Here is a 26,763-nt window from a genome sequence, read left to right as displayed (position 1 = left end):
TGCTGCGTTTGAAGGCGAACCCGTATCAAGCGAGCACCTCGGCCATCGCCTCGTCGAGCACGCTCAAGGCTTCGGCGAACACGCTGTCTTCGATCGTCAGTGGGAACAGGTAGCGGATCACGTTGCCGTACACGCCGCAGGTCAGCAGCAGCAGGCCGCGCTTCAGGGCGGCGGCCTGCACCTGCTTCGTGGTGTCGGCGTCGGGCGCGCCGGTGGCGGGATCGATGAACTCGCAAGCCACCATGGCGCCCAGGCCGCGCACGTCGCCGATGCGCGCGTAGCCCGCCTTCGAGCGGTGCAGGTGCGCCACCAGCCGTTCGCCCAGCAGCTGCGCGCGCTCGGGCAGTTTCTCTTCGGCCATCACGTCGAGCACGGCGTGCGACGCGGCAATCGCCAGCGGGTTGCCGGCGTAGGTGCCACCCAAGCCGCCCGGCGCCGGGCCGTCCATGATGGCGGCCTTGCCACTCACAGCCGACAGCGTGGTGCCGCCGGCCATGCTTTTCGCCATCGTCATCAGGTCGGGCGACACGCCGTAGTGCTCCATGGCAAACATCTTGCCGGTGCGTGCGAAGCCGGTCTGCACCTCGTCGGCGATCAGCAGGATGCCGTGCTGGTCACACAATGCGCGCAGCCACAACACGGCGTCCTTCTGGATCGGGTTGAAGCCACCCTCACCCTGCACCGGTTCAAACACGATGGCCGCCACGCGCGAGGGCTCGATGTCGCACTTGAACACCTGCTCCATCGCCTTCTGCGTGTCCTCCAGCGGGGCGCCTTCCGCAGGAAACGGCACGTGGTAAATCTCGGGCGGGAAGGGGCCGAAGCCTGCCTTGTAGGGCTGGACCTTGCCGGTGAGCGCCACCGAGAACATGCTGCGGCCGTGGAAGGCGCCGCCAAAGGCGATCACGCCGCTGCGCCCCGTGGACGAGCGCGCGATCTTCACCGCGTTTTCAATGGCCTCCGCACCGGTGGAGAAGAAAGCCGTCTTGACCTTGCCTTCAATGGGCACGATGGCGTTGATGCGCTCGGCCAGCGCCACGTACTCGGCGTAGGGCACGACCTGGTAACAGCTGTGCGTGAAGCGCTGCAACTGATCGGCTATCGCCGCCTGTACCTTGGGGTGCACATGGCCGGTGTTGAGCACCGCGATGCCACCCGCGAAGTCGATGAAGCGCCGGCCTTCGATGTCCCAGAACTCAGCGTTCTTCGCGCGGTCGATGAAGAAGTCACCCATCACACCCACGCCACGCGGCGTGGCATCGAGGCGGCGCTGGTGCCAGGCGGCGTTGGTGTGGGGCGCGTTCAGGTTTTCAGGTTTCTGCGGTGCGTTCATGGGGGTCTCCTTCAATTGCAAACAAGGCGGCGCGAGCTGTCTTTGCCAAGGGCACCGCGGAACTGGCTTTGCCAGGCCGCCAGTGCCGCCCCCTCCGGGGGGTGACGCGAAGCGGCGGGGGGGCTCCGTTACACGGGGCTATCGATCCGTATCCAGGTCGTCTTGGTTTCCGTGTACTTATCAAACGCGTGCAGCGACTTATCTCGCCCCACCCCGCTCTGCTTGAAGCCACCAAACGGCACGGTGATGTCGTCTTCGTCGTACTGGTTCACATGCACCGTACCGGCGCGCAGCGCGCGGGCCACGCCGTGCGCCTTGTTGATGTCGCGCGTCCACACGCCCGCCTGCAGGCCGTAGACGCTGCTGTTCGCGGCGCGCACCACGTCGGCCGCGTCGGTGAAGCTCTGCACAGCGAGCACCGGGCCAAAGATCTCTTCGCGCGCAATCGTCATCTGCGGCGTCACGCCGTCAAAGATGGTGGGCTGCACATAACAACCGCCCGCCACGGGTGAAGCCAGCGCACCGCCTGCGATCAGCTGCGCGCCCTCGCTCTGGCCCAGGCCGATGTAACGCATCACGTTGTCCAGCTGCATCTGATCGACGATGGCGCCCATCACCGTGCCCTTGTCCAGCGGGTTGCCGGGCTGGTAGTTCGGCATCAGCTTCAAGGCCTTTTCCAGGAACGCGTCCTTGATCGAGGCCTCGACGAACAGGCGCGAGGGCGCGTTGCAGCTCTCGCCCTGGTTGAAGAAGATGCTGCCCACGGCGGCTTCCACCGCGCGGTCGAGGTCCGGGCAATCGGCGAACACGATGTTGGGCGACTTGCCGCCGAGCTCGGTCCAGGCGCGTTTCAGGTTGCTCTGCCCGGCCATCACGTGGATCTGCTTGCCCACGCGCGTGCTGCCGGTGAAGGCGATGCAGTCCACGTCCATGTGCAGCGCCAGCGGCGAGCCGGCTTCGGTGCCGAAACCCGGCACCACGTTGAACACGCCGGGCGGAATGCCGGCGGCCAGCGCCAGCTCGGCCAGCCGCAGCGCGGTGAGCGGGCTTTTCTCCGACGGCTTCAACACCACCGAGTTGCCCGCGGCCAGGGCCGGCGCGATCTTCCAGGCCGCCATGATCATGGGGTAGTTCCAGGGCACGATGATGCCCACCACGCCCACCGGCTCGCGCGTGATCAGCGCCAGCGAATTGCTCGGCGTGGGAGCGATCTCGTCGTACACCTTGTCCACCGCCTCGCCGTACCAGCGGATGCAGTTGGCCGCGCTGTTCACGTCCACGGCGCGCGCGTATTTCACCGGCTTGCCCATGTCCAGCGTTTCGGTCAGCGCCAGCTCGTCGGCGTGCGCCAGCAGTTGGTCGGCGAACTTGATCATCACGCGCTTGCGCTGCGCGGGCGCCATGCCGCTCCAGCGCCGGTCCTCAAACGCCGCGCGGCCAGCGGCCACCGCCGCGTCGATGTCTGCCTGGCCACCGCGCGCCACCTGCGTGAGCACACGGCCGTCCACCGGGGAGATGCAATCAAAGGTCTGGCCGTCGCGCGCGGCCGCGCGTTCGCCGTTGATGACGGCACGGCCGTCGAAGGTCAAAGAGGTGGAGGTGTCGGTCATGGGCAGGGTTCAGGCGGGGAAAGTGGCACCATGCTACGCCCGAATACACGACAAGAACATGACCACTTTGCGCTCGCGGCATCGTGCCATTGGCCTCGGCTCAGGCCGGCGAGCAAGCCACTCCCTCAGGGCTGGGCCGCCCGCTCCAGGTGCGCCCGCAGCCAGGTCCGCCGCTCAAAGGTGGTCTGCATCACCGGCAGGCCGAACTGCGCGCTGCAACCGTAAGCCAGCGCGTCGTTGCGCCCCCGCAGCGTGTAGTAGGGCTGGCCCGACACCCGCAGCGCCTCGGTCAGCCGGGCGCACTGGCGTTCCAGCCGGTCGTAGGGCAAGGGGGGCACGGTGGAGGTCAGCAGCGCCAGCGCGTCGCGGTCGCGCTGGGCCTCCACCGCCTGCCAGCCCAGCAAGCCGATGAACAGCACGCCCAGCGCCACCGTGGTCGCGGGCGCGGGCGGCCGAACCACCACCGTCGAGCGCAGCGCTGAAGCCGACATCACCAGCAGCGCCAGGTAGGGCAAGGGCAGCACCAGGCGGTAGACCGAGTAGAACGGCGTGCCGGCGTTGAAGTCGGCGATCTTGTTGGTGGACAACATCAGGCCGATCACGCCGGCCAGCCCCAGGGCCAGCAGCGCGAGCCTTGAAGCCCACGCCCGCCGTTGTGCTTCGTCCGGCCGGTACAGGGCCATGACCGCCGCACACGCCGCCGCGCCCAGCCCCACCAGCCAGGCAAAAGCCGGGGCGATGGTCGGGTTGCTGATGTGGGACCAGAAGTGGCCGCGCGTGAAGCGCAGCGCGGGGAAGCGGTGCACCACGTGCTCCGGGTTGAACGCGTAAAACAGCGCCACGCCCTTGAACAGCGCGTAACCCAGGGCGAGGCCCAGGCCCGCCTGCAGCAGGCGCCGCCGGTCGTCGATCAGCACCAGCGCCGGGAGCATCAAGGCCACGCTGGTGTACGAGCCCAGGCAGAACCCGACCAGTGCGCCCCAGGCCAGCACCGGCGCCCATGCCTGGTCACGGTCCAGCAGCAAGGCCCGTAAACCCAGCCAGGCCAGCGCACACGCGACGATGAAGCCACGCGGCATCGGCGCGGCCAGCAGGTACTCCATCGGCAGCGCGAAGAACAGCAGCGTCACCGCCACCGACACCCAGGGCCGGTCCTTCGCGTGCGCGCAGGCCGTCCAGGCAAACGGAAGGTAGAAGAACAGCGCCGCCATCACCTTCACCGCCGTCAGCGGGCTCAGCCCGGCCCAGACCAGCGGCACCGCCAGATAGGCCTCGAACGGCAACAGGTAGGCCTGTCCGAAAAAGAAGGGCTCGAAGAAGTTGCCTTGCGACATCCACTTCGCCTGGTCGGCCACCAGCAGCTGGTCGGCGTCCAGGTAGATCGCGTGGAACCCTTGGTGCAGGGCCGCGAAATGCAGCAGGTACAGGCCAGCCAGCCAGAGGCGGCCGTCGCGGAGGTTCATGGTCGGTGGGGTGTGGGGAGGGCCGAAGCCCGCGCAGCTTAACGCAGCACGCCCACCGCACCGTCTGACACAATGCCGACGGCCCTGGCGTTTCAAGAACCCTCGAAGACGCTCGACGTTTTCGGGCTGTGGGGCATCCCCACGGCGACACACGATTCCCTGGACACACGACGCGCGATCCCCGCTGCGCCGCTGGCGCAGGACAGATCGCACCGGACCGGCTGGTTGGAACGTCGGGGCCACCTTTTTCTCCGCCTGCCGCCCATGACCTCATCCCACCGCCATGGCCTGGCCATCGGTCTGGCCCACGCGCTGCTCGCCGACCACGAGCGCCCCGGTGGGCACACCGCGCCCGCCTTGTTGGGCCGGGCCAGCGCCTGCCTGGGGTGCGAAGGCGCACCGCCTTCGTGGTTGCGGCGGCTGACCCAGTCGGTCGCCACCCGCTGGCAGCGGCACGGTGCCATCGACACCCTGGACACACTCGCCCAAGCGCTGCTCGACCAACCCGATTGGGGCGCCCTCTTCCCCGACGACGACGCTGAAGGCGACGACACCCCCGCCGTCAACCCAGACGAGGACAAGCGCCCCCTCAGCACATGGCGGGTCCGCCGGTGGCTGCTGCGCCCCGCGCACACCGTGCCGCCGGTCTGGGGCCTGCCCGCCATCGAACGCCCGGACTGGCCCAACGCCAGCGACTGGGCGGACGGGCTGGGCCTCACGCCCGAGCGGCTGGCGTGGCTGACGCACCCCTCGCTGTACTGGCGCGAGTCCGGCGAACGGCCCCACCAGCGTGTGGCGTCGCACTACCGCCACGCCCTGCTGCCCAAGCGCAGCGGCGGCCTGCGGCTGCTTGAAGCGCCCAAGCCCGAACTCAAACGCACCCAGCGCCGCCTGCTCGACATCTGCCTGGCGCAGTTGCCCTGCCACGAGGCCGCACACGGTTTTGTGCGCGGACGCGGCGTGCACAGCCACGCGGTGGTCCACGCAGGGCAGCCCTGTGTGATCGCGTTTGACCTGCGCGACTTCTTTCCCAGCATCGGTGCCGCGCGCATCCGGGCCCTTTGGCGGAGCCTGGGCTATCCCGAGCCCACGGCGGACCTGCTGACCCGTTTGTGCACGACGCGAACCCCGGCGGCCGTGCGGGATCGCCTGCGCGAAGACGGTGGCCTTCACTTTCTGGCGGCCAAGCGCCTGGCCCGGCCCCACCTGCCGCAAGGCGCGCCCACCTCCCCCGCGCTGGCCAACCTGTGCGCCTTCGGCCTGGACCTGCGGCTCGACGGGCTGGCCCACCGTTTCGGGGCGCGCTACTCCCGCTACGCCGACGATCTGGTGTTCTCCGGCCCGGCGTCACTGCAACAACAGGTTCGGTCCCTGCAGGCCTGGGTGGATGCCATCGCCGCCGATGAAGGGTTCGTGCTGCACCCGGGCAAACAGCGCCAGATGCGCGCCCACCAGCAGCAGCGCATCACCGGGCTGGTGGTCAATCAGCACGCCAATCTGCCTCGCGAAGACTACGACCGCCTGCGCGCCGAACTGCACCGCGCCGCACGATCGGGCCCGGCGGACGCCTCAGAACAGGCGCGGTTGCAAGGGCGGGTGGCCTGGGCCAGTCAACACCTGGTGCCCACGCGGATCACCAAGCTCAAGGCCTTGCTGGCCCGGCTAGAAGCCCGCGCCTGATGGCGGGCGCCCTCGATCACGTCGCGGCCAGGGCCTTGGTCTCGGCCCGCGTGGCCGCTGCGATCTCGCGTTCGCGTTTGCGGGTCTGGCGCGCCACCCACACGCTGTAGCCCACGATCACGATGGTCACGGTGGTGATCAGCAGCGTGGCCGCGGCGTAGATGGTCGGGTTGATGCCGCGGCGCGCGTAACCGAAGATCACCTGCGGCAGCGTGGAGACGCCCGGGCCGGAGAGGAATTCGGAGATCACCACGTCGTCGAAACTCAGCGTGAACGACAGCAGGAACGCGGCCAGGATGCCCTGGAAGATGTTGGGCAGCGTGATGAGGAAGAACACCTGGAAAGGCCGCGCGCCGAGGTCCATGGCGGCTTCCTCGATGCTGCGGTTCATCTCCATCAGCCGGCTCTGGATCACCACCATGCCGTAGGCCATGCCCAGCAGGGTGTGGCCGAAGATGATGGTCAGCATGCCACGCTCGGGCCAGCCAAAAGCATTCTGCGCGCCCACCATCAGCAGCAACAGCGACAGGCCGATCACCACCTCGGGCATCACCAGCGGGGCGTTGACCATGCCCGAGAACACGGTGCGGCCCAGGAACCGGCGGTAGCGCACCAGCACGAAGGCGGCGAAGGTGCCGAGGATGGCTGAGAGCACCCCCGTGACCGCCGCCACCTTCACCGAGAGCCAGAAGCCTTCGACGATCTTGGTGTCGCGCGTGAGCGCCTCGTACCAGCGCAGCGAGAAGCCGGTGAAGTTGGCGTCCTGCCGTGTGCTGTTGAAGCTGAACACGATCATGAAGAACAGCGGGATGTACAGAAACAGGTACACCGCCACCAGCCAGGCCTTGCCGAAGTGTTTTTCGAGGAGCTGTTTCATGTCATTTCTCCTCTGCCGTGAAGTGGTAGTAGATCGCGAGCGGCACGATGATCAGCAGAATCATCACCACCGCCAGCGCCGAGGCGCGGGGCCAGTTGTTGCTGGTGAACATCTCGTCCCAGACCACGCGGCCGATCATGATGTTCTCCGGCCCACCCAGCAGCGAGGGGATCACGAACTCGCCCACGGCGGGAATGAACACCAGCATGAAACCGGCCACGATGCCGGCCTTGGACAGCGGCACCGTCACCAGCCAGAAGGCCTTGAAGGGCGAGGTGCCGAGGTCGTAGGCGGCTTCGAGCAGGCGGAAGTCCATCTTCACCAGGTTGGCGTAGAGCGGCAGCACCATGAAGGGCAGGTACACATAGGTCATGCCCACCAGCATGGACACGTTGGTGTAGAGCATCTGGATCGGTTCGCTGGTGATGCCCAACCCCATCAGCAGCTGGTTGATGACACCCTGGTCGGCCAGGATGCCTTTCCACGCATAGACGCGCAGCAGGAACGAGGTCCAGAACGGCAGCATCACCATCATCAGCAGCGCGGGCCGCACGCTGGGCGCTGAACGCGCGATGAAGTAGGCAAACGGGTAGCCGACCAGCAGACACAAGACCGCCGTGCACAGCGCGTACCAGATGGAGCGCAGGTAGGCCTCGATGTAGATCGTCTTGAACAACTCACCACCCTCGCCGTCGCGGAAGATGGTCCAGTAGTTCTCGTACTTCAGGCTCAGGATGCCCGTCACCGGGTCCCAGATCGGCTTGAACGGATTGATGCTCTCGCCCTGGTCCACGAAGCTGATGTACAGCAGGATCAGGAACGGCAGCAGAAAGAAGACAAACAGCCAGACGTAGGGCACGCCAATGACGAAGCGCTTGCCAGGCATGGGAATGTTGGAGGCCATGGGGTGATCTCCTGAAGGTTCAGTCGCGGAGCACAACGGCTGCCTTGTCGTCCCACCAGAAATACACCTCGTCTTCCCAGGTGATGTCCGACAGGTCCTGGCGCGTGGTGTTGGCCTCCGTGGCCCGCACCTTGGAGCCGTCGCTGGCCTGCAGGATGTAGGTGGTGTACGAGCCCAGGTAACCGATTTCCTTCACCTTGCCCTGGAACAGGTTGAAGCCCACGCCCTCGGGCCGGGTCTTGCTGATCTCGATCTTCTCGGGCCGCACGGCGATGGACACCGGCATGTTCAGCGTGCCGCTCACCCCGTGGCCGACATGCACCTCACCAATCCCGGTGGAGGCGGCGCAGCGGTCGGGCTCGTCGACGCTGAGCTTGCCGGCAAACAGGTTGACGTTGCCGATGAAGTCGGCCACGAACTTGTTGCGCGGATGCTCGTAGATCTCTTCCGGCGTGCCCACCTGCAGCACGCGGCCCTTGCTCATGATGGCGATGCGGCTGGCCATGGTCATGGCCTCTTCCTGGTCGTGCGTCACCATGACCACGGTCACGCCGACCTTCTCGATGATGTTGACCAGCTCGAACTGCGTCTGCTCGCGCAGCTTCTTGTCCAGCGCGCCCAGCGGTTCATCCAACAGCAGCAGCTTGGGCCGCTTGGCCAGGCTGCGCGCCAGCGCCACGCGCTGCTGTTGCCCGCCCGAAAGCTGATGCGGCTTGCGTTGCGCATAGGGAGTGAGCTGCACCAGCCCCAACATCTCGTCGGTGCGCTGCTGCACCTCGGCCTTGGGCAGGCCTTCGCGCTTCAGGCCGAAGGCCACGTTCTCCCAGATGTTGAGGTGCGGGAACAGCGCGTAGCTCTGGAACATCATGTTCACCGGCCGGTCGTAGGGTGGCATGTTGGCCACGTCCTGGCCGCCCAGCATGATGCGGCCCGAGGTCGGCTTCTCGAAGCCGGCCAGCATGCGCAACAGCGTCGACTTGCCGCAGCCCGAGCTGCCAAGCAGGGCAAAGATTTCACCCTTGCCGATGGAGAGCGACACCTCGTCCACGGCCACTGCTTCATCGAAGCGCTTGACCAGTTTTTCGGTGACCAGATAACCCGTCTGTGTACCAGCCTCTGCCATGGATGAACCTCGCTGTGTGAACGTGATGGAAAGCGGTCGCGCCAACAAAAAGGGCTGTTCATCCCTCGTGGTTGAACAGCCCTGGAGCCTTGTCGCTCAGGAGAATGCCGGACGGCTTATTTGCCTTTTTTGAAGCCGTTGTAGACGTTGGCCATGGCTTCGCGGGCTTCGTTGGTGAAGCTGCTCGGCGGGATCATCTTGGCGAAGTAATCGGCTTCGACAAAGATGGTCTTGTTGCCGGCGATCTCGGGCTTGACCTGAGCCACGCCCGCCTTGTTGCCGGTGGGGTAGCCCATCTCGTTCGACATCAGCGCGGCGTTTTCAGGGCGCAGGTAGAAGTCGATGAAGGCCATCGCGTTGTTCGGGTGCTTGGCGTCCTTGGTCACGGCCATGGTGTCAAAGAAAATCAGCGCGCCGGTGCTCGGCAGCATGGCTTCGATCACGTCCTTGGAGCCGTTTTCCTTGGCGCGGCCGGCGGCGATGTTCACGTCACCCGACCAGGCGATGGCCACGCAGGCCTTGCCGCCCGCGATGTCGTCGATCATGGTCGAGCTGAACAGGCGCACGTCCTTGCGCACCTTGGCCAGCATCTCGCCCGCGGCCTTGTAGTCGGCCGGGTCGTTGGAGTAGGCGTCCTTGCCGATGTAGTGCAGCGCCACCGGGATGATCTCGGTCGGCGAGTCCAGATAGGCGATGCCACAGCTCTTGAGCTTGCTCGTGTACTCGGGCTTGAACACCAGGTCCCAGGCGTTTTCCGGCATGGCCATGCCACCCAGGGCCTTCTCGACCTTGGTCTTGTTGATGCCCACGGTGGTGAAGCCCCAGGCCCATGGGATCAGGTGCTTGTTCTCGGGGTCGGCCTTGACCAGGGTGGCCATGATGGCCGGGTCCATGTTGGCCAGGTTCGGGATCTGTTCCTTCTTGAGCGGCTGCAGCAGCCCGCCTTCGATCTGGCCCTTGGCGAACACGGTACCCGGCACGACGATGTCGTAGCCGGTGTTGCCGGCCACCAGCTTGGCGTGCAGGGCTTCGTTGGTTTCGAAGGTGTCGTAGTTGACCTTGATGCCGGACTCTTTCTCGAAGGCGGCGATCATGCCCTCGGGCACGTAGTCGGGCCAGTTGTAGATGTTGAGGACCTTCTCGTCGTCGTACACCGGGCCGGCGGGCGCGGCCGGGGCCGCAGGCGCTGCAGCGACCGGTTCGGCCGGGGCCGCTGCCGGCGCCGGCTCTTCTTTTTTACCGCAAGCGGCCAGCAGGATCGCCGAGATGGCCAGGGCCAGAACTTGTTTTTTCATGGTGAGGAACGCTCCTGAAAACGGGATGAAACCCGGTGGTTGATACAAACACACCGGTGGCGCAGCACACCCGACCGGCAAGCAATTTACAGACCAACTTTATCCCCAGTTTGGGGCAGCGAAACACTGTAACAAAGATTCGGGCCCGCCCGAACCCCGGGCAACCCGCAGCGGGTTCAAGCCAGATGCCCTGCCGTGCGCAGGTCGTCCAGCGTCGCGTCCAGACACTGGCGGACCAGCACCATCATCTCGTCGATCTGGGCACGCGTCATCACCAGCGGCGGCGCGATGATCATGCGGTCGCCCACGGCTCGCATGATCAGCCCGTTCTTGAAGCAGTGGCCACGGCAGATCATGCCCACCGACAGGTCGGGGTCGAACATCTGCCTCAACGCCTTGCTCTTCACCAGCACCAGGCCGGCCACGAAGCCGCAGGTCTCGGCGTCGCCCACCAGCGGGTGGTGTTTCAGCTCGGCAAACTGCTCGGCGAGGTAGGGGCCGATGTCGTCCTTCACCCGGCCCACCAGGTTGTCGCGCTCCATCAGCTCCAGGTTGGCCAGGGCCACCGCACAGGCCACCGGGTGGCCGCTGTAGGTGTAGCCGTGGTTGAACTCGCCGCCGTGCTCGATCAGCACTTTCGCCACGCGGTCGCCCACCATCACGCCGCCCAGCGGGATGTAGCCGCTCGTCACGCCCTTGGCGAAGGTCACGAGGTCGGGCTTGTAGCCGAATTTTTCGTAGGCGAACCAGTGGCCCAGCCGGCCGAAGGCGCAGATCACCTCGTCTGAAATCAGCAGGATGCCGTACTGGTCGACGATGCGCTGGATCTCGGGCCAGTAGGTCTCGGGCGGAATGATCACGCCACCCGCGCCCTGCACCGGCTCGGCGATGAAGGCCGCCACCTTGTGTGCACCGACCTCGAGGATCTTCTCTTCCAGCCAGCGCGCGGCACGCAGGCCGAAATCGGCGCGGCTCTCGCCGCCCAGGGCGTTTTCCCAGAAATGCGGCTGCTCGATGTGCGTGATGTTCGGGATCGGCAGGTCGCCCTGCGCGTGCATGCCGCTCATGCCGCCGAGTGAGGCGCCCGCCATGGTGCTGCCGTGGTACGCGTTGTTCCGGCTGATGATCACCTTGCGCTCGGGCTGGCCCAGCAGGTCCCAGTAGCGGCGCACCATGCGCACGTTGGTGTCGTTGCTCTCGCTGCCGCTGCTGCTGAAGAACACATGCTGGAAACTGCGGCCGCCCACGGTGGGCGCCAGCGAGGCCAGCTTGGCGGCCAGCTGCACCGCCGGCACGTTGGTGGTGTTGAAGAAGCTGTTGTAGAACGGCAGCGTCATCATCTGCTGGTAGGCGGCGTCGGCCAGTTCCTTGCGGCCGTAGCCCGCGTTCACGCACCACAGGCCGCTCATCGCGTCGAGGATCTTCTTGCCCTCGGAGTCCCACACATAGATGTTGTCGGCCCGCGTGATCACCCGCGCACCGCGCGTGGCCAGACCGCCGTGGTCGGTGAACGGGTGCATGTAGTGCGCGCTGTCCAGCGCCTGGATGGCCTGGGTGTCCTGCTGCTCGGCGCGGCGGACGAGAGCGGGCGGTGCGATCAGGGTCGAGGTGTTCATGTGGACGTCTCTTTCAATCAAACATGCAGCAACAGGTGTTCGCGTTCCCACGGCGAAATCACCTTCATGAACTCGTCGAACTCCAGCTCCTTGATCTCGGTGTAGATCGTGATGAACTCCTTGCCCAGGATGTCGTGCAGGTCCGTTTCGCGGCGCAGCCAGTCCAGCGCCTCACCCAGCGAGCGCGGCAGCGAGTACGGCGCCAGGTAGGCGTCGCCCTTCATCTCGGGCTTGGGCTTGATCTTGTTCTTCATGCCCAGGTAACCACAGGCCAGCGTCATGGCCATGGCCACATACGGGTTGGCGTCGGCGCCGATCACGCGGTTCTCCACGCGGCGCGCGGCCGGGCTGGAGATCGGCGAGCGGATGCCCACGGTGCGGTTGTCGTGGCCCCACTCGATGTTGATCGGCGCGGCCGTGTGGCGCGAGAGGCGCCTGTAGCTGTTCACGTAGGGCGCGACCAGCACCATGGCGGCCGGGATGTAGCGCTGCAGGCCACCGATGTAGTGGTAGAAGGCCTCGGACGCGGTGCCGTCTTCGTTGCTGAAAATGTTCTGGCCGGTGACCTTGTCCACGATGCTCTGGTGCACGTGCATGGCGCTGCCGGGCTCGCCCGCAATCGGCTTGGCCATGAAGGTGGCGTACATGTCGTGGCGCAGCGCGGCCTCGCGCACCGTGCGCTTGAAGAAGAACACCTCGTCGGCCAGGCCCAGCGGGTGGGCGTGGAAGAAGTTGATCTCCATCTGGCCCGCGCCCACCTCGTGGATCAGCGTGTCCACGTTGAGCTTCATCTTGTCGCAGTAGTCGTAGATCTCTTCGAACAGCGGGTCGAACTCGTTCACCGCGTCGATGGAGTACGCCTGGCGCGAGGTCTCGGCGCGGCCGCTGCGGCCAATGGGCGGCTTCAAGAGCGTGTTCGGGTCGGTGTTGCGCGCGGTCAGGTAGAACTCCAGCTCGGGCGCGACCACCGGGTCCCAGCCCTCGGCGGCGTAGAGGTCGCAGATCTTGCGCAACACGCTGCGCGGCGCGAACGGCACCAACTTGCCTTCGTGGTCGAAACAGTCGTGGATCACCTGCGCGGTCGGGTCGGTGGCCCAGGGCACGATGCGCACGGTGGACGGGTCCGGGCGCAGCTGCATGTCCTTGTCGGTCGGGTCCACCACATCGTAATAAGGCCCGCTCTCGGGGAACTCCCCCGTCACCCCCATACCCACGATGGCCTGCGGCAGGCGCATGCCGCGGTCTTCGGTGAACTTCTCGCGCGGCAGGATCTTGCCGCGCGCCACCCCGGTCAGGTCGGGCACCAGGCATTCCACCTCGGTCACGCGGTGCTGGTTGAGCCAGTTCTCGAGGTCGTTGAAGGTTTGAACGGTGGGGGCTGTCATGTGCCGGTCCTTGTCTGTTGTGATTGTGGTGGTCGTGAACGGGGAGGCTCAGGCGCCGATGCCTGCGCGGCTGCGGGCCAGGTCGGCCGCCTGCAGACGCTGGCTCATGCGCTGGCGGCAGGCGTGGCCGAAGGCCTCAAAAATCGCGGCGTAAAACGGCGTTTCCCAGCAGCGCCATTCTGGGTGGAACTGCATGGCGTAGGCGAAGGTGCGCGCGCCTTTCACGGCAAAGGCCTCGACCACGCCGTCGGGCGCGTGGGCCATGGCCTCCAGCCCCGCCGCCAGGCGGTTGATGCCCTGGCCGTGCAGCGAATTCACCATCGTCTCGGGGCCGCCGGCCCAGGTCTCGAACACGCTGCCCGGCGCGAGCCGGATGGCGTGGCGCGGCGCGTACTGCTCATCGAACGGGGCCGTCTTGGGCTCGCGGTGGTCCGTCAGGCCGGGCACCTCGTGCACGCGCTGGTGCAGCGTGCCGCCCAGCGCCACGTTGATCTCCTGGAAGCCGCGGCACACGCCCAGCAGCGGCACGCCCTCGTGCACACAGGCCTTCACCAGCGCCAGCGTGAGCGAGTCGCGCACCGGGTCCAGCGGCAGGCTGGGGTCGGCCACGTCTTCGTCGAAATGGGAGGGGTGCACGTTGGACGGCGAGCCGGTCAGCATCACACCGTCCACCATCGGCAACAGGTCGGGAATCTGCTCGGCGTCGGCCAGCGGGAACATCACCGGCTGGGCCTGTGCCCCCACCTTGACGGCGCGGGCGTATTTGTCGCCGAGCAGCAGAAAGGGCATCTGGTGCCCGTGATCGCCCATGAGGCGGTGGTCGGCAGGCAGCCAGACCATGCAGGGCGGCGGCTTGTTCATGGAATCTCCAAACAGTCGTGGGTTGATTCTGACGGGAAAATTGGATCACAATCAGGGCCAGTTGGTGGCACTTAATGGTGCCATTTGAGCCAACCCCCTGCGCCGCTGACGCGGCTTCCCCCTTGAAAGGGGGACCGCACGGGTGGCCCGGCGAAGCCGGTTCCACGGTGCGTCTGGGTTGGACATCTTGCTCCGGACCGTTCATTGAATCTTTCATCAGCCACCCATGCTCTCCGAATTCCTGCTGACCGAGATGACCCGCCTGGGCGCGCAAGACGCTCTGCCGCTGCACCGCCAGCTCTACGAGTCGCTGCGCCGGGCCATGCTCGACGGCAAGCTCGGGGCGGGTGAGCGGCTGCCGTCGAGCCGCGATCTGGCGCAGGACCTCAACCTCTCGCGCAACACCGTGGTGGCCGCGATCAACCAGCTCAGTGTCGAGGGCTACCTGGAGAGCCGCGTGGGCAGCGGCACCTATGTGAACGACAACGTGCCGCGTGTGAACGCCGGCGCCGCCGCCCGGCCCCACGCGCGTGGCGCGCCCACCCCCGCGCCCGGGCGGCTCTCGACGCGAGGCCAGGCGCTGGCCACCACCTTCTGCGCCACCCAGCTCGAAGTGCAGCCCTTCACCCCCGGCATCGCCGACTTCAGCGCCTTCCCGCTCACGCTCTGGCAGCGCCTGCAAAACAAGCACTGGCGCATGACCTACCCGGACATGCTGGACTACAACGACTCCGGCGGCTACGCGCCGCTGCGCCGCGCCATCGCCGACTACCTGCGCGTGTTCCGCAGCGTGCAGCTCGACGCCAACCAGGTCATCGTCACCACCGGCACCCAGCAATCGCTCGAACTCTGCGCCCGCCTGCTCGCCGACCACGGCGACACCGTGTGGGTGGAAGACCCGGCCTACTGGGGCGCGGCCAAGGCCTTCATGGCCACCGGCCTCGCCATCCACCCCGTGCCGGTGGACGACGAAGGCATCCACCCCGGCGTGGCCGACACCGCGCACCCGCCCAAACTGATTTACCTCACGCCCTCGCACCAGTACCCCACCGGCGCGGTGATGAGCCTGGCGCGGCGCCACCAGCTGCTCTCCACCGCGCGCGCCCACGGCGCCTGGGTGCTCGAAGACGACTACGACAGCGAATACCGCTTCAGCGGCCCGCCCATCAGCAGCCTGGAAGGGCTCGACGTGGACGGCCGCGTGCTCTACATGGGCACTTTCTCCAAGGTGCTCTACCCCGGCATCAAGCTCGGTTACCTCATCGTGCCCAAGCCGCTGGTGGCCGCCTTCAAGCAGGCCCACTACGACCTCAACCGCCCCGGCCAGATGCCGCTGCAGGCCGCGCTGGCCGAGTTCATCGAGATGGGCCACTTCAGCAGCGCGCTGCGCCGCGCCAGGCAAAGCTACGGCGAACGCCGCGCCGCGCTGCTCGAAGCCCTCAAACCCGTGCTGACGCAAGACACCTACATCAGCGGCGCCGAGCAGGGCCTGCACCTCTGCCTGCGCCTGCCCCCACAGGTGGACGACCAGGCCCTCGCCCAGCGCATCGCCCAACAAGGCCTCACCGTGCGCCCGCTCTCGGCCTACTGCCTGGCACGCGACGATCTCAAGGGCCTGGTGATCGGCTACGGCTACGCACCGCTGAGCGAGATCCAGCGCTGCGGGCCGGTGCTGGCGGCGGCGGTGCGGCAGCTCGGGCACCCCCGTTGAGCCAGGGTTCCGCCCCTTCCCAACACACAGCGCATCCACCCATGCACATCGCCATCCTCACCTTCCAGGGCTTCAACGAGCTCGATTCCTTCATCGCCCTCGGCGTGCTCCACCGCATCAAGCGACCGGGTTGGCGGGTGTCGATCTGCTGCCCCGAGCCCACCGTCACCTCCATGAACGGCGTGGTGGTGCATGCGCAGTCCACGCTGGCCGAGGCGGCCACCGCAGACGCGGTGCTGGTGGGCAGCGGCATGCAGACGCGGGAGGTGGTGGAAGACCCCGCCATCATGACGGCCCTGCGCCTGGACCCGGCGCGCCAGCTCATCGGCGCGCAGTGCTCCGGCACGCTGGTGCTGGCCCGGCTCGGGCTGCTCGGCGCGGTGCCCGCCTGCACCGACCTCACCACCAAGCCCTGGGTGCAGGCCGCGGGCGTCGAGGTGCTGAACCAGCCGTTTTTTGCGGCCGGCAACATCGCCACCGCAGGCGGCTGCCTCGCCTCGCCCTACCTCGCGGCCTGGGTCATTGCCCGCACCGAGGGCGAAGCGGCGGCCCGAGCGGCCTTGCACTACGTGGCGCCCGTGGGCGAAAAAGAGGCCTATGTGGAGCGGGCCATGGCCCACCTGGCGCCCAACCTGGTTGGCACTGCGGCGCGCGTCGCCTGACACAGATCGATATGACCACCACCGGCTATTCCGGAACGCCGCTGGCCAAGAAACTGGGGTTCAAGCCCTCGGCACGCGTGTGCGTGATCGGTGCGCCGGACGGCTATGAAGCCTTGCTCCACCCGCTGCCGGAGGGGCTGGTTTTTGAACAGCGGGCCGATGCCCTGACCGATCTCGTCCACCTGTTCACCACGGACAAGGCCGAGCTGGCGCAACAGCTGGGCGACCTGCGCCAACGGCTGAACCCGGCGGCCGCGCTCTGGGTGTCCTGGCCCAAGAAAGCGTCCAAGGTGCCCACCGACATCACCGAAGACACCATCCGCGAACTCGGGCTGCCCATGGGCTGGGTGGACATCAAGGTCTGCGCGGTCTCGGACGTCTGGTCGGGGCTCAAGCTGGTGGTGCGCAAAACACTGAGGTGAAACCCCCACGCCGCGCTGCGAGGGGGTTTCACTTCAATCCGAACTTGTCGATCCGGTACCGCAGCGTGTCGCGCGAAATGCCCAGCGCCCGCGCAGCCTGTGTCACGTTCCAGCGGTTGCGCTCCAGCGCGTTCACCAGCAGGCGGCGCTCGGTGTCGGGCAGGCTGCTGGGCCAGGGCTCGGTGCCGAGCGCGACCGGGTCGCCCAGGGCGCCATCGGGCATCACCGGCAACGGCAGGTCTTCCGCCTCGATCACCGCGTCGCTCGCCAAGATCACGCACTGCTCCACCAGGTTGCCCAGCTCGCGCACGTTGCCGGGCCAGCGGTGGCGCGACAGCGCCTGCAGCGCATCGTCTGAAAACCGCATCCCGGCTTTGCCGTAGCGGCGCGTGGACCGCACCAGGAAGGCCGCCGCCAGCAACGCCACGTCGCCCTCGCGCTCGCGCAGCGGCGGCAGCTCGATGCGCAGCATGCCCAGCCGGTAAAACAGGTCGCTGCGGAACTGGCCCGACGCCACCATGGCCTCCAGCGGCCGGTTGGTCGCCGCGAGCACACGCACGTCCACCTTCTGCTCGCGCACGCTGCCCAGGCGCCGCACCTGGTGGTCTTCCAGCAGCTTGAGCAGCTTGGCCTGGGTGGCCAGCTCCAGCTCGCCCACCTCGTCGAGGAACAGCGTGCCGCCGTGCGCTGCTTCCACCAGGCCGATGCGGCGCTCGCGCGCGTCGGTGAAGGCGCCGCGCTCGTGGCCAAACAGCTCGCTCTCGACCAGCTGCGAGGGCAGGCTGGCGCAGTTGATCTCGACAAACGGCCCCGCGCGGCGCGGGCCCTCGAAGTGCAGCGCGCGCGCCACCAGCTCCTTGCCGGTGCCGGTCTCGCCGCCGATCAGCACCGCCGGTGTGTGGCCCTCGCTCAGGCGCTCTTCAGCGTCTACCAATTGGCGCAGCCGGCCCCGCAGCTTGCGCATGGCGGGCGACTCACCCAGCAGCGCCGCCAGGCCTTGGGCGGCTGGCACGTGACCGGCGCCGCCCCCGGCGCGCAAGTGGCGCAGCTCCTGCGCCTGGCGCTGCTGCTGCACGGCGCGGTCGAGCACCTGCTTGAGCTGGTGCAGCGACACGGGTTTGATGAGGTAGTCGAACGCGCCGGCTTTCATCGCCTCGACCGCGACCTGCTCGCTCCCGTGACCCGTGGCCATCACCACCGGCAGCTGCGGCTCGCGCTCGCGCATGAGCCGGAGCACGGAGAGGCCGTCTTTGCCCGGCAGGTTGTGGTCGAGCACGACCACATCGGGCCGCGCCGCCTCCAGCAGCGCCATCCCTTCTTCGCCGCTGGACGCGAGCTGGCAGGCGATGCCGTGGCGCTCCAGATAGAGCAGCATGTTGCGCGCGAGCACGGGCTCGTCTTCGACGATCAGGACGCTGTAGCTCATTGAAATCCTTTGCTCTGCGAGCTGCGGTGCGAGCGGGCTTGGGAACGGCCCAGGGCCTCGCTCAACGGTGTACCTCCGCCCTGCGGGCTGCGGTGCGAACTGGCTTGGGGGCGGCCCGGCGCGGCGTTCATGGGCAGTGTGTTCAAGCGGGTTCGGTGGCGCCAGCGCTCTGCAAGGGCAGAAGCAGGATGGCCTGTGTGCCCACCCCCAACGTGCTCTTCAGCCGCAGGCTGCCGCCCAAGCGCTCGATGCTGCGGCGCGCCAGCGGCAGGCCCACGCCGATGCCGGTGCGTTTGGTGGTGTGAAAGGGGGTGAAGACGCGCTGCAGGTCGTCGGGCGAGATGCCGACACCGGTGTCGGCGACGGTCACGATCAGGCCCTTGTCTTGCGGCCGCACCGACAGGTGCAGCCGCCCGCCCTGAGGCATGGCGTCCAGCGCGTTGCTGATCAGGTTGTCCAGCGCCTGCTCCAGCGCGGGGGCGTCGGCCCAGGCGCTGGGCAGGGTTTCGGGCCAGTCGCACTGCACCGTCACGCCCTGGCGGTCCATGCGGGCCGCGTGCATGCCGACCAGGTGGTTGAACATGTCGCCCAGATGCACCGGCCCGAGCGCACGGCCGCCCTGCTGCGCGTAGGCCAGCAGCTTGCCGATCCAGGCCTGCAGGCGGTCCACCTCGGACATGATGTCGCCGGCCTGCTCGCGCTCTGGTCCCATCGCGATCAGCTCGGCGCTGGAGCGAATCGCCGCCAGAGGGTTGCGCAGGCCGTGGGCCACGGCCGAGGCCATGTCGCCCACAGCCACCAGCGACTCGTTGGCCACGATGGTGCGCTGCTGCCGCGCGATCTGGCGGTCGGCCTGCATCACCAGCCCGACCATGGCCAGGTAGGTGACCAGCCCGCTGAGCACGCAGGCCATCCAGACGAAACGCGTCATCTTGTGCACCGAGTTCAGCAGGTGCTCGGGCTGCATGTAGAGCTCGACCACACCCACCACCTTGGAACCCGCGTCGCGCACCGGGATGTAGACCTCGATCGCGTCGAGCGCGTCGTTGCGCAGGAAGGCGTGCTCCGGCTTGATGAAGCTGGCCGCCGCCAGCAGCTCGCTCTCGACCTCCAGCTGGCCGGTGAGCGCCTGGTCGAGCTCGTGGTTGGCGCCAGCGTCGCCGCCGATGGCCTTGGGGTTGGTGGACCACACGACGCGGCGCCCTGTGTCGAACACGTTGGCGTGGCCCAGGCCGGGCATGCGCGCAAGCTCGCCGAACAGCAGCTCGATGCCGCGCGTGTCGCTGCGGTTGACGAAGAACTGGTCGCCCCGGTGCATGCGCAGCAGGCTGCCCACGAAGTCCTGCGCCAGCTCGGCGTTGTGCCGGATCATGCGTTCGGCCACGTACTGCGACAGCAGCGTGGCGCTGGCCAGCGCCGTGGCCACGACGCACAGCAGGCTGAGCGCCGCGAAACGCCGTGTCCAGAACAGCGGCGGTCGGGCGAACAGGGAGCGGACGGTGGGAAACGCCATGGAGGTCATGCCGGAACAGCGCCAGGGACGGCGCCGGTCCATTCTAGGCAGCGTGGTTCCTGCGCCGGCCTGCCCACCGCGCCCCCCAACAACGGGGGATATCCCCCGATCGGCCGCCCCGTTGGGGCAAATGCCCCAGGCCCGTGAGCCGTCCCGGTGCCCGGAGTGCCCGCACCGAAGGGGGAGAAGTTCAAACACATCATGGGGACACACATCATGGGGAATCAGGACGTAAGGCGGCAGAGGGACAGGCGCATGGCACATGCGTTTGCAAATAGCGTTCCGACAACCCCCTCTCAAGCAACTCCCTGGCACGGCACATCACTCTGGGCTGGGTCGCTGCTCTTGCTGTGTGTGGGGGCCTTGCCCCACAGGCCCCCCATGGCGGGTGATTTCCCCCACCGTTGAACGCCTGTTACAGCGCCTGTGAGCCACACGGGTTCGAAAAAAATGCTTTCACATCAATCACTTAACCGCCTTCAATCGACAGCCCGCCCCCCGGCACACCGCTTGCGAAGTCCATTGCGGCGCCAGGCCGGTCACCTCGACCGACCCCGCCGCACCTGTTCAACCTCATCCGGGAGCCTTTCATGCACACCACCCTTCGCCTCATCTCCGCCCTTCTGCTGCTGAGCGCCGCCGGCGCCGCCACCGCCGGTCCCACCTGCACCAACGAACCCGAATCCCAGTGGATCCCCGAGGCCGAGATGACCAAACGCTTCCAGGCCCTGGGCTACAAGGACGACGTGAAGAAGCTGCACGTGTCCAAGGGCAAGTGCTGGGAGATCTACGGCACCGACAAACAGGGCCGCAAGGTCGAGGTGTATTTCCACCCCATCACTGGCGCCATCGCCGAAGAAAACGTCAAGAACTGAGGCACCCCATCCACCCGGCACCAGGAGACCGCCATGACCCCGTCGACCGGCAAAGTGCCCGTGTGGGACCGCTTCGTGCGGGTGTTCCACTGGTCCCTGGTGGCGTCGTTCACCACCGCTTATGTCTACACCGAGCACATCGGTCTCGTTCACAAGGGCGCGGGCTACCTCGCGCTGGCGCTGATCGCGGCGCGCTGCGTCTGGGGCTTCATCGCCCCCAGTCCGCACGCGCGTTTTGCGAGCTTCGTGCCCACACCCAGGCGGCTCTGGGCGTATCTCAGCCAGCTGGCGCGCGGCCGCGAGCCGCGCCACCTCGGTCACAACCCGGCCGGCGCCGTGATGATCATCTACCTGCTGTGCGCCACCACCCTGATCGGCGTCACCGGATTCCTCATGACCACCGACGCCTTCTGGGGCAACGAGCTGGTCGAGACGCTGCACGTGACCACGGTGGACGTGACCCTCATCGCGATCGCGGTCCACGTCGCAGCCAACCTCTATGAGAGCCTGCGCCACCGCGACAACATGTTCAAGGCCATGGTCACGGGCGAGAAGAACGCGCCGGCCGAAACCCGGCCGCACTGACCCCCTGTGCACCCGGTGCGCGGCTGGTGCGCCAACGCACAGACGGCGCGCCCGGGACCGCGCAAGCTCGTGACAAACCCCAACGGAGACTTGTCATGAACACCCCTTCAAGCACCCTGCTGGCCCTGGCCTGCATCGCGTTCACCGCGCCCGCAGCCGCCCAGGCCACCTTCTATGAAAACGGCAACTACCAGGGCCGGTCCATGCAGGCCGACAACCAGGTGCCCCGCTTCGACCGCTACGGCTTCAACGACCGCAGCTCATCGGTGGTGGTGGTCGGCAACCGCTGGGAGGTGTGCGAGGACATCGGTTTCCGAGGCGACTGCGTGGTGCTGCGCCCTGGGCGCTACCCATCGCTCTCCGCCATGGGCCTGAACGACCGCGTGTCGTCGGCCCGGGTCGTCCCCCGCAACGCCCGCGTGGACAACGACCGCTACGCGCCCCTCCCCCTGCCGGCCCAGGCCACGTTCTTCGAACGCCGCGATTTCGAGGGTGAGTCCTTCACCACCACGGACCCAGTCGCCCGCTTCCAGCGCCACGGCTTCAACGACCGCGCCTCCTCCGCCGTGGTGATCGGCGAACGCTGGGAAGTGTGCGAAGACTCGCGCTACCGGGGCAACTGTGTGGTGCTGCGCCCGGGGCGCTACCCCACGCTCGAGGACATGGGCCTGAACAACAGCGTCTCTTCGGCGCGCGCCGTGGGACGCAACAGCCGTGCCGACAACCGGCGCGAGGCGCCCGAGCCGGTGGCGGTCTACGACAGCCGCCGCCGCGGTGGCGAGCGCCTGTATGAGGCCGACGTCACATCGGCCCGCGCGGTGCTGGCCACGCCCGGGCAGCAATGCTGGGTGGAGCGCGAGCAACTGGGACAGGCCCAGAGCAACGCCAACGTGCCGGCCGCGCTCGCGGGCGCGCTCATCGGCGGCATCCTGGGCCACCAGGTGGGTGGCGGCAGCGGCAAGGACATCGCCACCGTGGGCGGCGTGATCGCCGGTGCCGCGCTGGGCGCGAGAGCCGGCCGCGACGGTCAGCCCGCCACGCAGGACGTGCAACGCTGCCGCGACGTGCCCGGCGGCGCACGGCCCGCGTACTGGGACGTGTCCTACACCTTCCGCGGGCAAGACCACCGCGTGCAGATGACCAGCCCACCGGGCCAGCGGATCACCGTGAACGAACAGGGCGAGCCGCGCCAGCAGTGATGAGGCATTGACGCGCTGTCACCCCCGAAGGGCTACAGCGCGTCTTTCAACCGATGCCACAGCATGCCCAGCGCCAGGCTGGGCGTGCGCATCCAGGCCCCACCCGGAAATTCGCGGTGCTTCAGGCGGGCGAACACGTCGAAGCGTCCGGCCTGCCCCGCGATGGTCTCGGCCACCAGCTGGCCGGCCAGCCCGGTGAGCGCCACGCCGTGGCCGCTGAAACCCTGCAGGTAATACAGGTTGTCGCCCAGCCGCCCGAAGTCGGGCGCGCGGTTCATGCTGATGTCCACGAAACCGCCCCAGACGTACTCGACCGGCGCTTCCTTCAGCGCCGGAAACACCTCGCCCATGCGCTGCGCCATCAGGCGCTTGAGGTTGGGCGGCGTCATCGCCGTGTAGCTCACGCGGCCGCCAAACAGCATGCGGTGGTCGGCGCTGAAGCGGAAGTAGTCGAGCACGAAGTTGTTGTCGCACACGGCCGCCAGGTTGGGGATCAGCCGCTCGCACAGCGCCGGGTCCAGCGGTGCGGTGCCGATCATGTAGGTGCCCACGGGCATGATGCGCGGCGCGATCTCGGGCGCCAGCTTCGGCCCGTATTCCGGCAGCATGCAGTTGCCCGCCAGCACGCCGAAACGCGCCGTCACCTGCCCCTGCGGCGTGCTCGCCACCAGGCGGCTGCCGCGCGTCAACGCGGTCACCGGTGAACCTTCGAAAATGCGCACGCCCGCCGCCTGCGCCGCGCTCGCCAGGCCGAGCGCGTACTTCAGCGGGTGCAGGTGGCCCGAGGTGGTTTCGTGGAAGGCGGCCACGTAGCGCGGGCTCTGGATGAAGCGCGCCACATCGGCGCCCTCGGCCCACTCGCTCGCGATGCCGCGGGCGTTGTGGTCGTCGCACTCTTCGCGCAAGGCCCGCGCCTTCTTCGGCGAGTCGGCCACGTAGGTGTAGCCGCGGCGCCAGTCGCATGGAATGCCGTGCAAGGCGATGCGCTGCTCGATCAGGTTCACGGCCTCGACCGACATGTCCCAGGCGCGCTGCGCGTCGGCCGCGCCCAGCTGTTGCTCGAACGGCCCTTGACCGCTCGCGTAGCCCACGATGGCCTGGCCGCCGTTGCGCCCGCTCGCGCCCGAGCCGATGCGGTCGGCCTCCAGCACCACCACCGAGAGGCCGCGTGCGCTGAGCTCCAGCGCCGCCGACAGCCCGGCGAAGCCAGCGCCCACGACCACCACGTCGGCCGTGATCGCGCCCAGCAGCGGCGCCATGGCGCGAGGCCGCTGCACACTGGCCTCGTAGTAACTGGTCTGGTTGAGCTGGGTGTCGGAGCCGATCAACGAGCGCTGGAACATGGTCATCCCCCTGCGCGTTGGCGTTTGGCTACCTCACCGCTCAGGTAGGTCCAGACGAAGGTCGCTGCGGCGTTGCCCGTCAGCTCCGCGTGGTCGTAGGCCGGGGCCACCTCGACGCAGTCCATGCCCACCCAGTGCAGGGCGGCCAGTTCTTCCATCAGCGTGAGCACCTGCGAACTCGTCAGGCCGCCGGGCTCGGGCGTGCCGGTGCCCGGCGCGAAGGCCGGGTCGAGCACATCGATGTCCAGCGTGAGGTAACACGGCCGCTGGCCGATGCGCGCGCGGATGGCGTCGATCACCGGCGCCAGCCCCGCGCCGTCCAGCCCGCGCAGCGCGCGCGCCGTGAAGATCTGCCCGCCCTGATCGGCGACGTACTCGCGCGCCGCGCGCTCGCCGCTGGAGCGGATGCCGATCTGCACCGTGTGCGCCGGGCTGATCAGCCCCTCCTGCAACGCCTCAAAGGTCCAGGTGCCGTGGCCCGAGGGTTCGCCGAAGTGGTCGTTCCAGGTGTCGCAGTGCGCGTCGAAGTGCACGCAGGCCAGCGCCTCGCCGTGCTGGGCCTTGGCCGCGCGCAGCAGCGAGAGCGTGACGGAGTGGTCGCCGCCGAGAAACACACAGTGGTGCTTCGCCATCAGCGCCGCCGCCTGCGCCTCGATCGCGCGGCGCACCTCGGGCAGCGGCGAGGCGTTGGGCAGCCTCATGTCCAGCGCGTCGCCCAGGTGCGCGGCGGGCGACACGTCAAACACCGGGTGGATACCGTCGCACAACATCAGGCTCGCCGCGCGGATCGCCTGCGGCCCGAAGCGCGCGCCGGGGCGGTTGGTCACCACGCCGTCGTAAGGCACGCCCGCGATGGCAAAGGGCTGCTCGGCCAGCGGCTCGCAGGCGAGGAAACGGTTGGTGTTGCTGGCGAAGGCGAAGTGACCGGTGGCCATGGCGTGGGGCTCGAAGGGTGGGACGGAGCCGGAGAACCATACGCGCAATCGGGTCGGCCGATGAGGCCACCTCGCGCTGGACCGGCGCGTCCACCATCCCCCGGCGATGCCCACAAACAGGGGATCTCCGCACGGCACGACGCCGCCGATCACCCTAGAATCGTGACGACATGCCCGACACGCCGTCCTCGCCGCTGCTCTCGCCCGACGCGGATTTGTGCGGGATCGGCGTGCTGGTGGTCGACGACCACGACCTGATCCGCCTCGGGCTGCGGGCGCTGCTGGGGCAACGCGCCGATGTGCGCCTGCACGAGGCACGCACGCTGCAGGAAGCGTTGGTGCTCTACCGCCGTGGCGACATCGACCTCGTGCTGCTGGACCTGCACCTGCCCGACGCACACGGCCTGACCGGCCTGACCACCTGGCTGCAGCAGCATCCCCACGCACGGGTGGTGGTCCTCTCCGGCGACAGCGACCCGCAGATGGCGCAGCGTGCGCTGGCGCAGGGGGCCGCGGCCTACCTGCCGAAGTCGGGCGACCTGCGGTGTGTGGTGGACCACTTGGCGCCGGGCGGTTCGCGCGGCCTTCCGCGCCATGTCGCCGACACGCTGCCGCCGCGCGCCGACGATCCCTGCTCGCAGCTGAGCCCGCGGCAGACCCAGGTGCTCGACTGGCTGCTGGCCGGACAGGCCAACCGCGACATCGCCGCGCGCTTGCAGATCAGCGAAGGCACTGTCAAGAACCATGTCTCGGCACTGCTGCTGATCTTCGGCGTGCGCTCCCGGGCCGAACTCATCAGCAGCCAACGCTGAGCGGCCGGGCACGATGGCCACGACCCCGCCGTCGATCCAGCAGCGGGTGATGCACGAGCAGGTGGCTGCGCTGTACGCGACCACCGCCAGCGCCACCATCGCCGACGTGATCGTGTCCTGGGCCGTGGCGCTGCTGTTCTGGTGGAAAAACGGCGATAGCATGGCCCTGGTCTGGATCACGCTGCACTCCTCGCAGCTGCTGCGCTATCCGTTCCAGGCCGCCTACTTCAAGGACCCGGCTGTGGCCGAGCGCACGGCGTTCTGGGCCCGGCGCCACCGCAACGAAATGCTGTGGTACAGCGGCACCTGGGCACTGGCGCCCTGGTTGATGCTGCCCCGGTCCGACACCTCGATGACCGCGGTGATGGTGCTGGTGGTGCTGGGCGTGACCAGCACCGGCATTCCCGCCGTGGCACCGCGCTGGGCCTCGGTGCTGGGTTTTGCCCCCCCGATGGTGCTGGGGCTGATCGGCGCCCTGCTGTGGCAGGGTGGCGCGGTCGACCTGGTGCTGGCCCTGTGCTGCCTGGTCTACCTCGGCGTGTCGCTGTACATCGCACACAGCCAGCACCACCTGCTGGCCCAAACCCTGCAATCCCGGTTCGAGAAGGAAGCGCTGGCCCAGCAACTGGAGCAGCAGATGACGCTGACGCGGCAGGCGAGCGAGGAGAAGACCCGCTTTCTCGCCGCCGCCAGCCACGACCTGCGCCAGCCGCTGCACGCGATCGGCCTGTTCGGAACCGCGCTGGAGCAGGCGCTGCGGGGGCAGCCGGCCCACCAGCACGCGCTGCGGCTGGAGGACGCGGTGCGCTCGCTGTACCACTCGCTGGGCGCGATGCTGGACATCTCGCGCCTGGACGCCGGCGTGATGGCCCCCGAGCGCCAGACGGTGGCCCTGCGCGAGACCTTGTTGTCCATGCACCGCCTCTTTGCCGGGCGGGCGCAGGACAAGGACATCGCGCTGCGCATCCGCACCAGCGCGCTGCACGTGACCTCGGACCCCCAGATGCTGGAGCGCCTGCTGGGCAATCTGGTGGAAAACGCGATCAAGTACACCCACCAGGGCGGTGTCCTGGTGACGGCCCGCCAGCGCGGGCAGCGCGTGTGGATCGAGGTGGTCGACACCGGCCTGGGCA

The 26,763-nt window shown here is 67.9% G+C and carries 23 protein-coding genes; 9 read left to right on the top strand and 14 right to left on the bottom strand.

What is annotated here, in order from left to right:
* Nucleotides 1-25: 25 nt before the first annotated feature.
* From gabT to B0E41_RS13275, 3 genes are all read right to left on the bottom strand, one after another.
* Nucleotides 26-1,333 carry a 4-aminobutyrate--2-oxoglutarate transaminase gene (gene gabT, locus B0E41_RS13285; RefSeq protein WP_077331632.1) on the bottom strand — a complete coding sequence of 436 codons (1,308 nt, stop codon included), beginning with the start codon at nt 1,331-1,333 and terminating at the stop codon, nt 26-28.
* A 128-nt stretch (nt 1,334-1,461) separates the two neighbouring features.
* The gene (locus tag B0E41_RS13280) at nt 1,462-2,943 is read right to left on the bottom strand and encodes an aldehyde dehydrogenase (RefSeq protein ID WP_077331631.1); all 1,482 of its coding nucleotides are present in this window, start codon (nt 2,941-2,943) and stop codon (nt 1,462-1,464) included.
* 125 nt (nt 2,944-3,068) lie between these two features.
* Nucleotides 3,069-4,406: a hypothetical protein gene (locus tag B0E41_RS13275; protein ID WP_077331630.1), complete on the bottom strand. Its 1,338-nt coding sequence runs from the start codon at nt 4,404-4,406 to the stop codon at nt 3,069-3,071.
* A 264-nt stretch (nt 4,407-4,670) separates the two neighbouring features.
* Between B0E41_RS13275 and B0E41_RS13270 the strand changes: the two genes are divergently transcribed.
* The gene (locus B0E41_RS13270) at nt 4,671-6,086 is read left to right on the top strand and encodes a reverse transcriptase family protein (protein WP_077331646.1); all 1,416 of its coding nucleotides are present in this window, start codon (nt 4,671-4,673) and stop codon (nt 6,084-6,086) included.
* A 16-nt stretch (nt 6,087-6,102) separates the two neighbouring features.
* Here B0E41_RS13270 and B0E41_RS13265 read toward each other — a convergent pair whose 3' ends face one another.
* The 7 genes from B0E41_RS13265 to B0E41_RS13235 all read right to left on the bottom strand — a co-directional run bounded on the left by B0E41_RS13265 (nt 6,103) and on the right by B0E41_RS13235 (nt 14,147).
* Nucleotides 6,103-6,963, bottom strand: coding sequence for an ABC transporter permease (locus B0E41_RS13265; RefSeq protein WP_077331629.1), 861 nt, complete (start codon nt 6,961-6,963; stop codon nt 6,103-6,105).
* Between the two features lies 1 nt (nt 6,964).
* Complete coding sequence (locus B0E41_RS13260; RefSeq protein WP_077331628.1) at nt 6,965-7,867, bottom strand: ABC transporter permease; 903 nt, start codon at nt 7,865-7,867, stop codon at nt 6,965-6,967.
* A gap of 19 nt (nt 7,868-7,886) precedes the next feature.
* Nucleotides 7,887-8,990 (bottom strand): polyamine ABC transporter ATP-binding protein, encoded by a 1,104-nt coding sequence (gene potA, locus B0E41_RS13255; RefSeq protein WP_077331627.1) that lies wholly within the window; start codon nt 8,988-8,990, stop codon nt 7,887-7,889.
* Nucleotides 8,991-9,106: 116 nt separating this feature from the next.
* Nucleotides 9,107-10,285: an extracellular solute-binding protein gene (locus tag B0E41_RS13250; RefSeq protein WP_077331626.1), complete on the bottom strand. Its 1,179-nt coding sequence runs from the start codon at nt 10,283-10,285 to the stop codon at nt 9,107-9,109.
* A 176-nt stretch (nt 10,286-10,461) separates the two neighbouring features.
* Nucleotides 10,462-11,901, bottom strand: a complete 1,440-nt coding sequence (locus tag B0E41_RS13245; protein WP_077331625.1) for an aspartate aminotransferase family protein — start codon at nt 11,899-11,901, stop codon at nt 10,462-10,464.
* 17 nt (nt 11,902-11,918) lie between these two features.
* The gene (locus B0E41_RS13240) at nt 11,919-13,286 is read right to left on the bottom strand and encodes a glutamine synthetase family protein (protein ID WP_077331624.1); all 1,368 of its coding nucleotides are present in this window, start codon (nt 13,284-13,286) and stop codon (nt 11,919-11,921) included.
* Between the two features lie 48 nt (nt 13,287-13,334).
* Complete coding sequence (locus B0E41_RS13235) at nt 13,335-14,147, bottom strand: gamma-glutamyl-gamma-aminobutyrate hydrolase family protein (protein ID WP_077331623.1); 813 nt, start codon at nt 14,145-14,147, stop codon at nt 13,335-13,337.
* Between the two features lie 226 nt (nt 14,148-14,373).
* Between B0E41_RS13235 and B0E41_RS13230 the strand changes: the two genes are divergently transcribed.
* The 3 genes from B0E41_RS13230 to B0E41_RS13220 are packed head-to-tail and all read left to right on the top strand — an operon-like array spanning nt 14,374 to nt 16,942.
* Nucleotides 14,374-15,858, top strand: a complete 1,485-nt coding sequence (locus B0E41_RS13230; RefSeq protein WP_077331622.1) for a PLP-dependent aminotransferase family protein — start codon at nt 14,374-14,376, stop codon at nt 15,856-15,858.
* A 41-nt stretch (nt 15,859-15,899) separates the two neighbouring features.
* Nucleotides 15,900-16,520 (top strand): DJ-1/PfpI family protein, encoded by a 621-nt coding sequence (locus B0E41_RS13225; RefSeq protein ID WP_077331621.1) that lies wholly within the window; start codon nt 15,900-15,902, stop codon nt 16,518-16,520.
* Nucleotides 16,521-16,531: 11 nt separating this feature from the next.
* On the top strand, nt 16,532-16,942 hold the full coding sequence (locus B0E41_RS13220) for a DUF3052 family protein (RefSeq protein WP_077331620.1): 411 nt from the start codon (nt 16,532-16,534) through the stop codon (nt 16,940-16,942).
* Between the two features lie 28 nt (nt 16,943-16,970).
* Here B0E41_RS13220 and B0E41_RS13215 read toward each other — a convergent pair whose 3' ends face one another.
* On the bottom strand, nt 16,971-18,368 hold the full coding sequence (locus tag B0E41_RS13215) for a sigma-54 dependent transcriptional regulator (protein WP_077331619.1): 1,398 nt from the start codon (nt 18,366-18,368) through the stop codon (nt 16,971-16,973).
* A gap of 142 nt (nt 18,369-18,510) precedes the next feature.
* Nucleotides 18,511-19,881: an ATP-binding protein gene (locus tag B0E41_RS13210; protein WP_171984757.1), complete on the bottom strand. Its 1,371-nt coding sequence runs from the start codon at nt 19,879-19,881 to the stop codon at nt 18,511-18,513.
* Between the two features lie 590 nt (nt 19,882-20,471).
* On the opposite strand from B0E41_RS13210, the gene B0E41_RS13205 reads away from it, so the two are divergent.
* The 3 genes from B0E41_RS13205 to B0E41_RS13195 all read left to right on the top strand — a co-directional run bounded on the left by B0E41_RS13205 (nt 20,472) and on the right by B0E41_RS13195 (nt 22,540).
* The gene (locus B0E41_RS13205; RefSeq protein ID WP_077331617.1) at nt 20,472-20,756 is read left to right on the top strand and encodes a PepSY domain-containing protein; all 285 of its coding nucleotides are present in this window, start codon (nt 20,472-20,474) and stop codon (nt 20,754-20,756) included.
* A gap of 33 nt (nt 20,757-20,789) precedes the next feature.
* Nucleotides 20,790-21,341 carry a cytochrome b/b6 domain-containing protein gene (locus tag B0E41_RS13200; protein ID WP_077331616.1) on the top strand — a complete coding sequence of 184 codons (552 nt, stop codon included), beginning with the start codon at nt 20,790-20,792 and terminating at the stop codon, nt 21,339-21,341.
* A 95-nt stretch (nt 21,342-21,436) separates the two neighbouring features.
* Nucleotides 21,437-22,540 carry a beta/gamma crystallin-related protein gene (locus B0E41_RS13195; protein ID WP_077331615.1) on the top strand — a complete coding sequence of 368 codons (1,104 nt, stop codon included), beginning with the start codon at nt 21,437-21,439 and terminating at the stop codon, nt 22,538-22,540.
* A 32-nt stretch (nt 22,541-22,572) separates the two neighbouring features.
* Here the strand turns inward: B0E41_RS13195 and B0E41_RS13190 are convergent, their stop codons facing one another.
* Together B0E41_RS13190 and speB are read right to left on the bottom strand one after the other, a co-directional pair.
* Nucleotides 22,573-23,883: an FAD-binding oxidoreductase gene (locus B0E41_RS13190; RefSeq protein ID WP_077331645.1), complete on the bottom strand. Its 1,311-nt coding sequence runs from the start codon at nt 23,881-23,883 to the stop codon at nt 22,573-22,575.
* Nucleotides 23,884-23,885: 2 nt separating this feature from the next.
* Entirely contained in the window at nt 23,886-24,818 is a 933-nt protein-coding gene (gene speB / locus B0E41_RS13185) for an agmatinase (protein ID WP_077331614.1), read from the bottom strand.
* Nucleotides 24,819-24,988: 170 nt separating this feature from the next.
* Here speB and B0E41_RS13180 point away from each other — a divergent pair, with 170 nt between their 5' ends.
* Together B0E41_RS13180 and B0E41_RS13175 are read left to right on the top strand one after the other, a co-directional pair.
* The gene (locus tag B0E41_RS13180; protein WP_077331613.1) at nt 24,989-25,630 is read left to right on the top strand and encodes a response regulator transcription factor; all 642 of its coding nucleotides are present in this window, start codon (nt 24,989-24,991) and stop codon (nt 25,628-25,630) included.
* Nucleotides 25,631-25,643: 13 nt separating this feature from the next.
* The coding region (locus B0E41_RS13175) for a HAMP domain-containing sensor histidine kinase (RefSeq protein WP_143433822.1) at nt 25,644-26,763 on the top strand (1,120 nt) is incomplete at its 3' end.

This window comes from Hydrogenophaga sp. A37, assembly GCF_002001205.1.
GTDB lineage: Bacteria > Pseudomonadota > Gammaproteobacteria > Burkholderiales > Burkholderiaceae_C > Hydrogenophaga.
The sequence above is the reverse complement of the archived record's forward strand: the minus strand, read 5'-3'. Positions and strand labels throughout refer to the sequence as shown.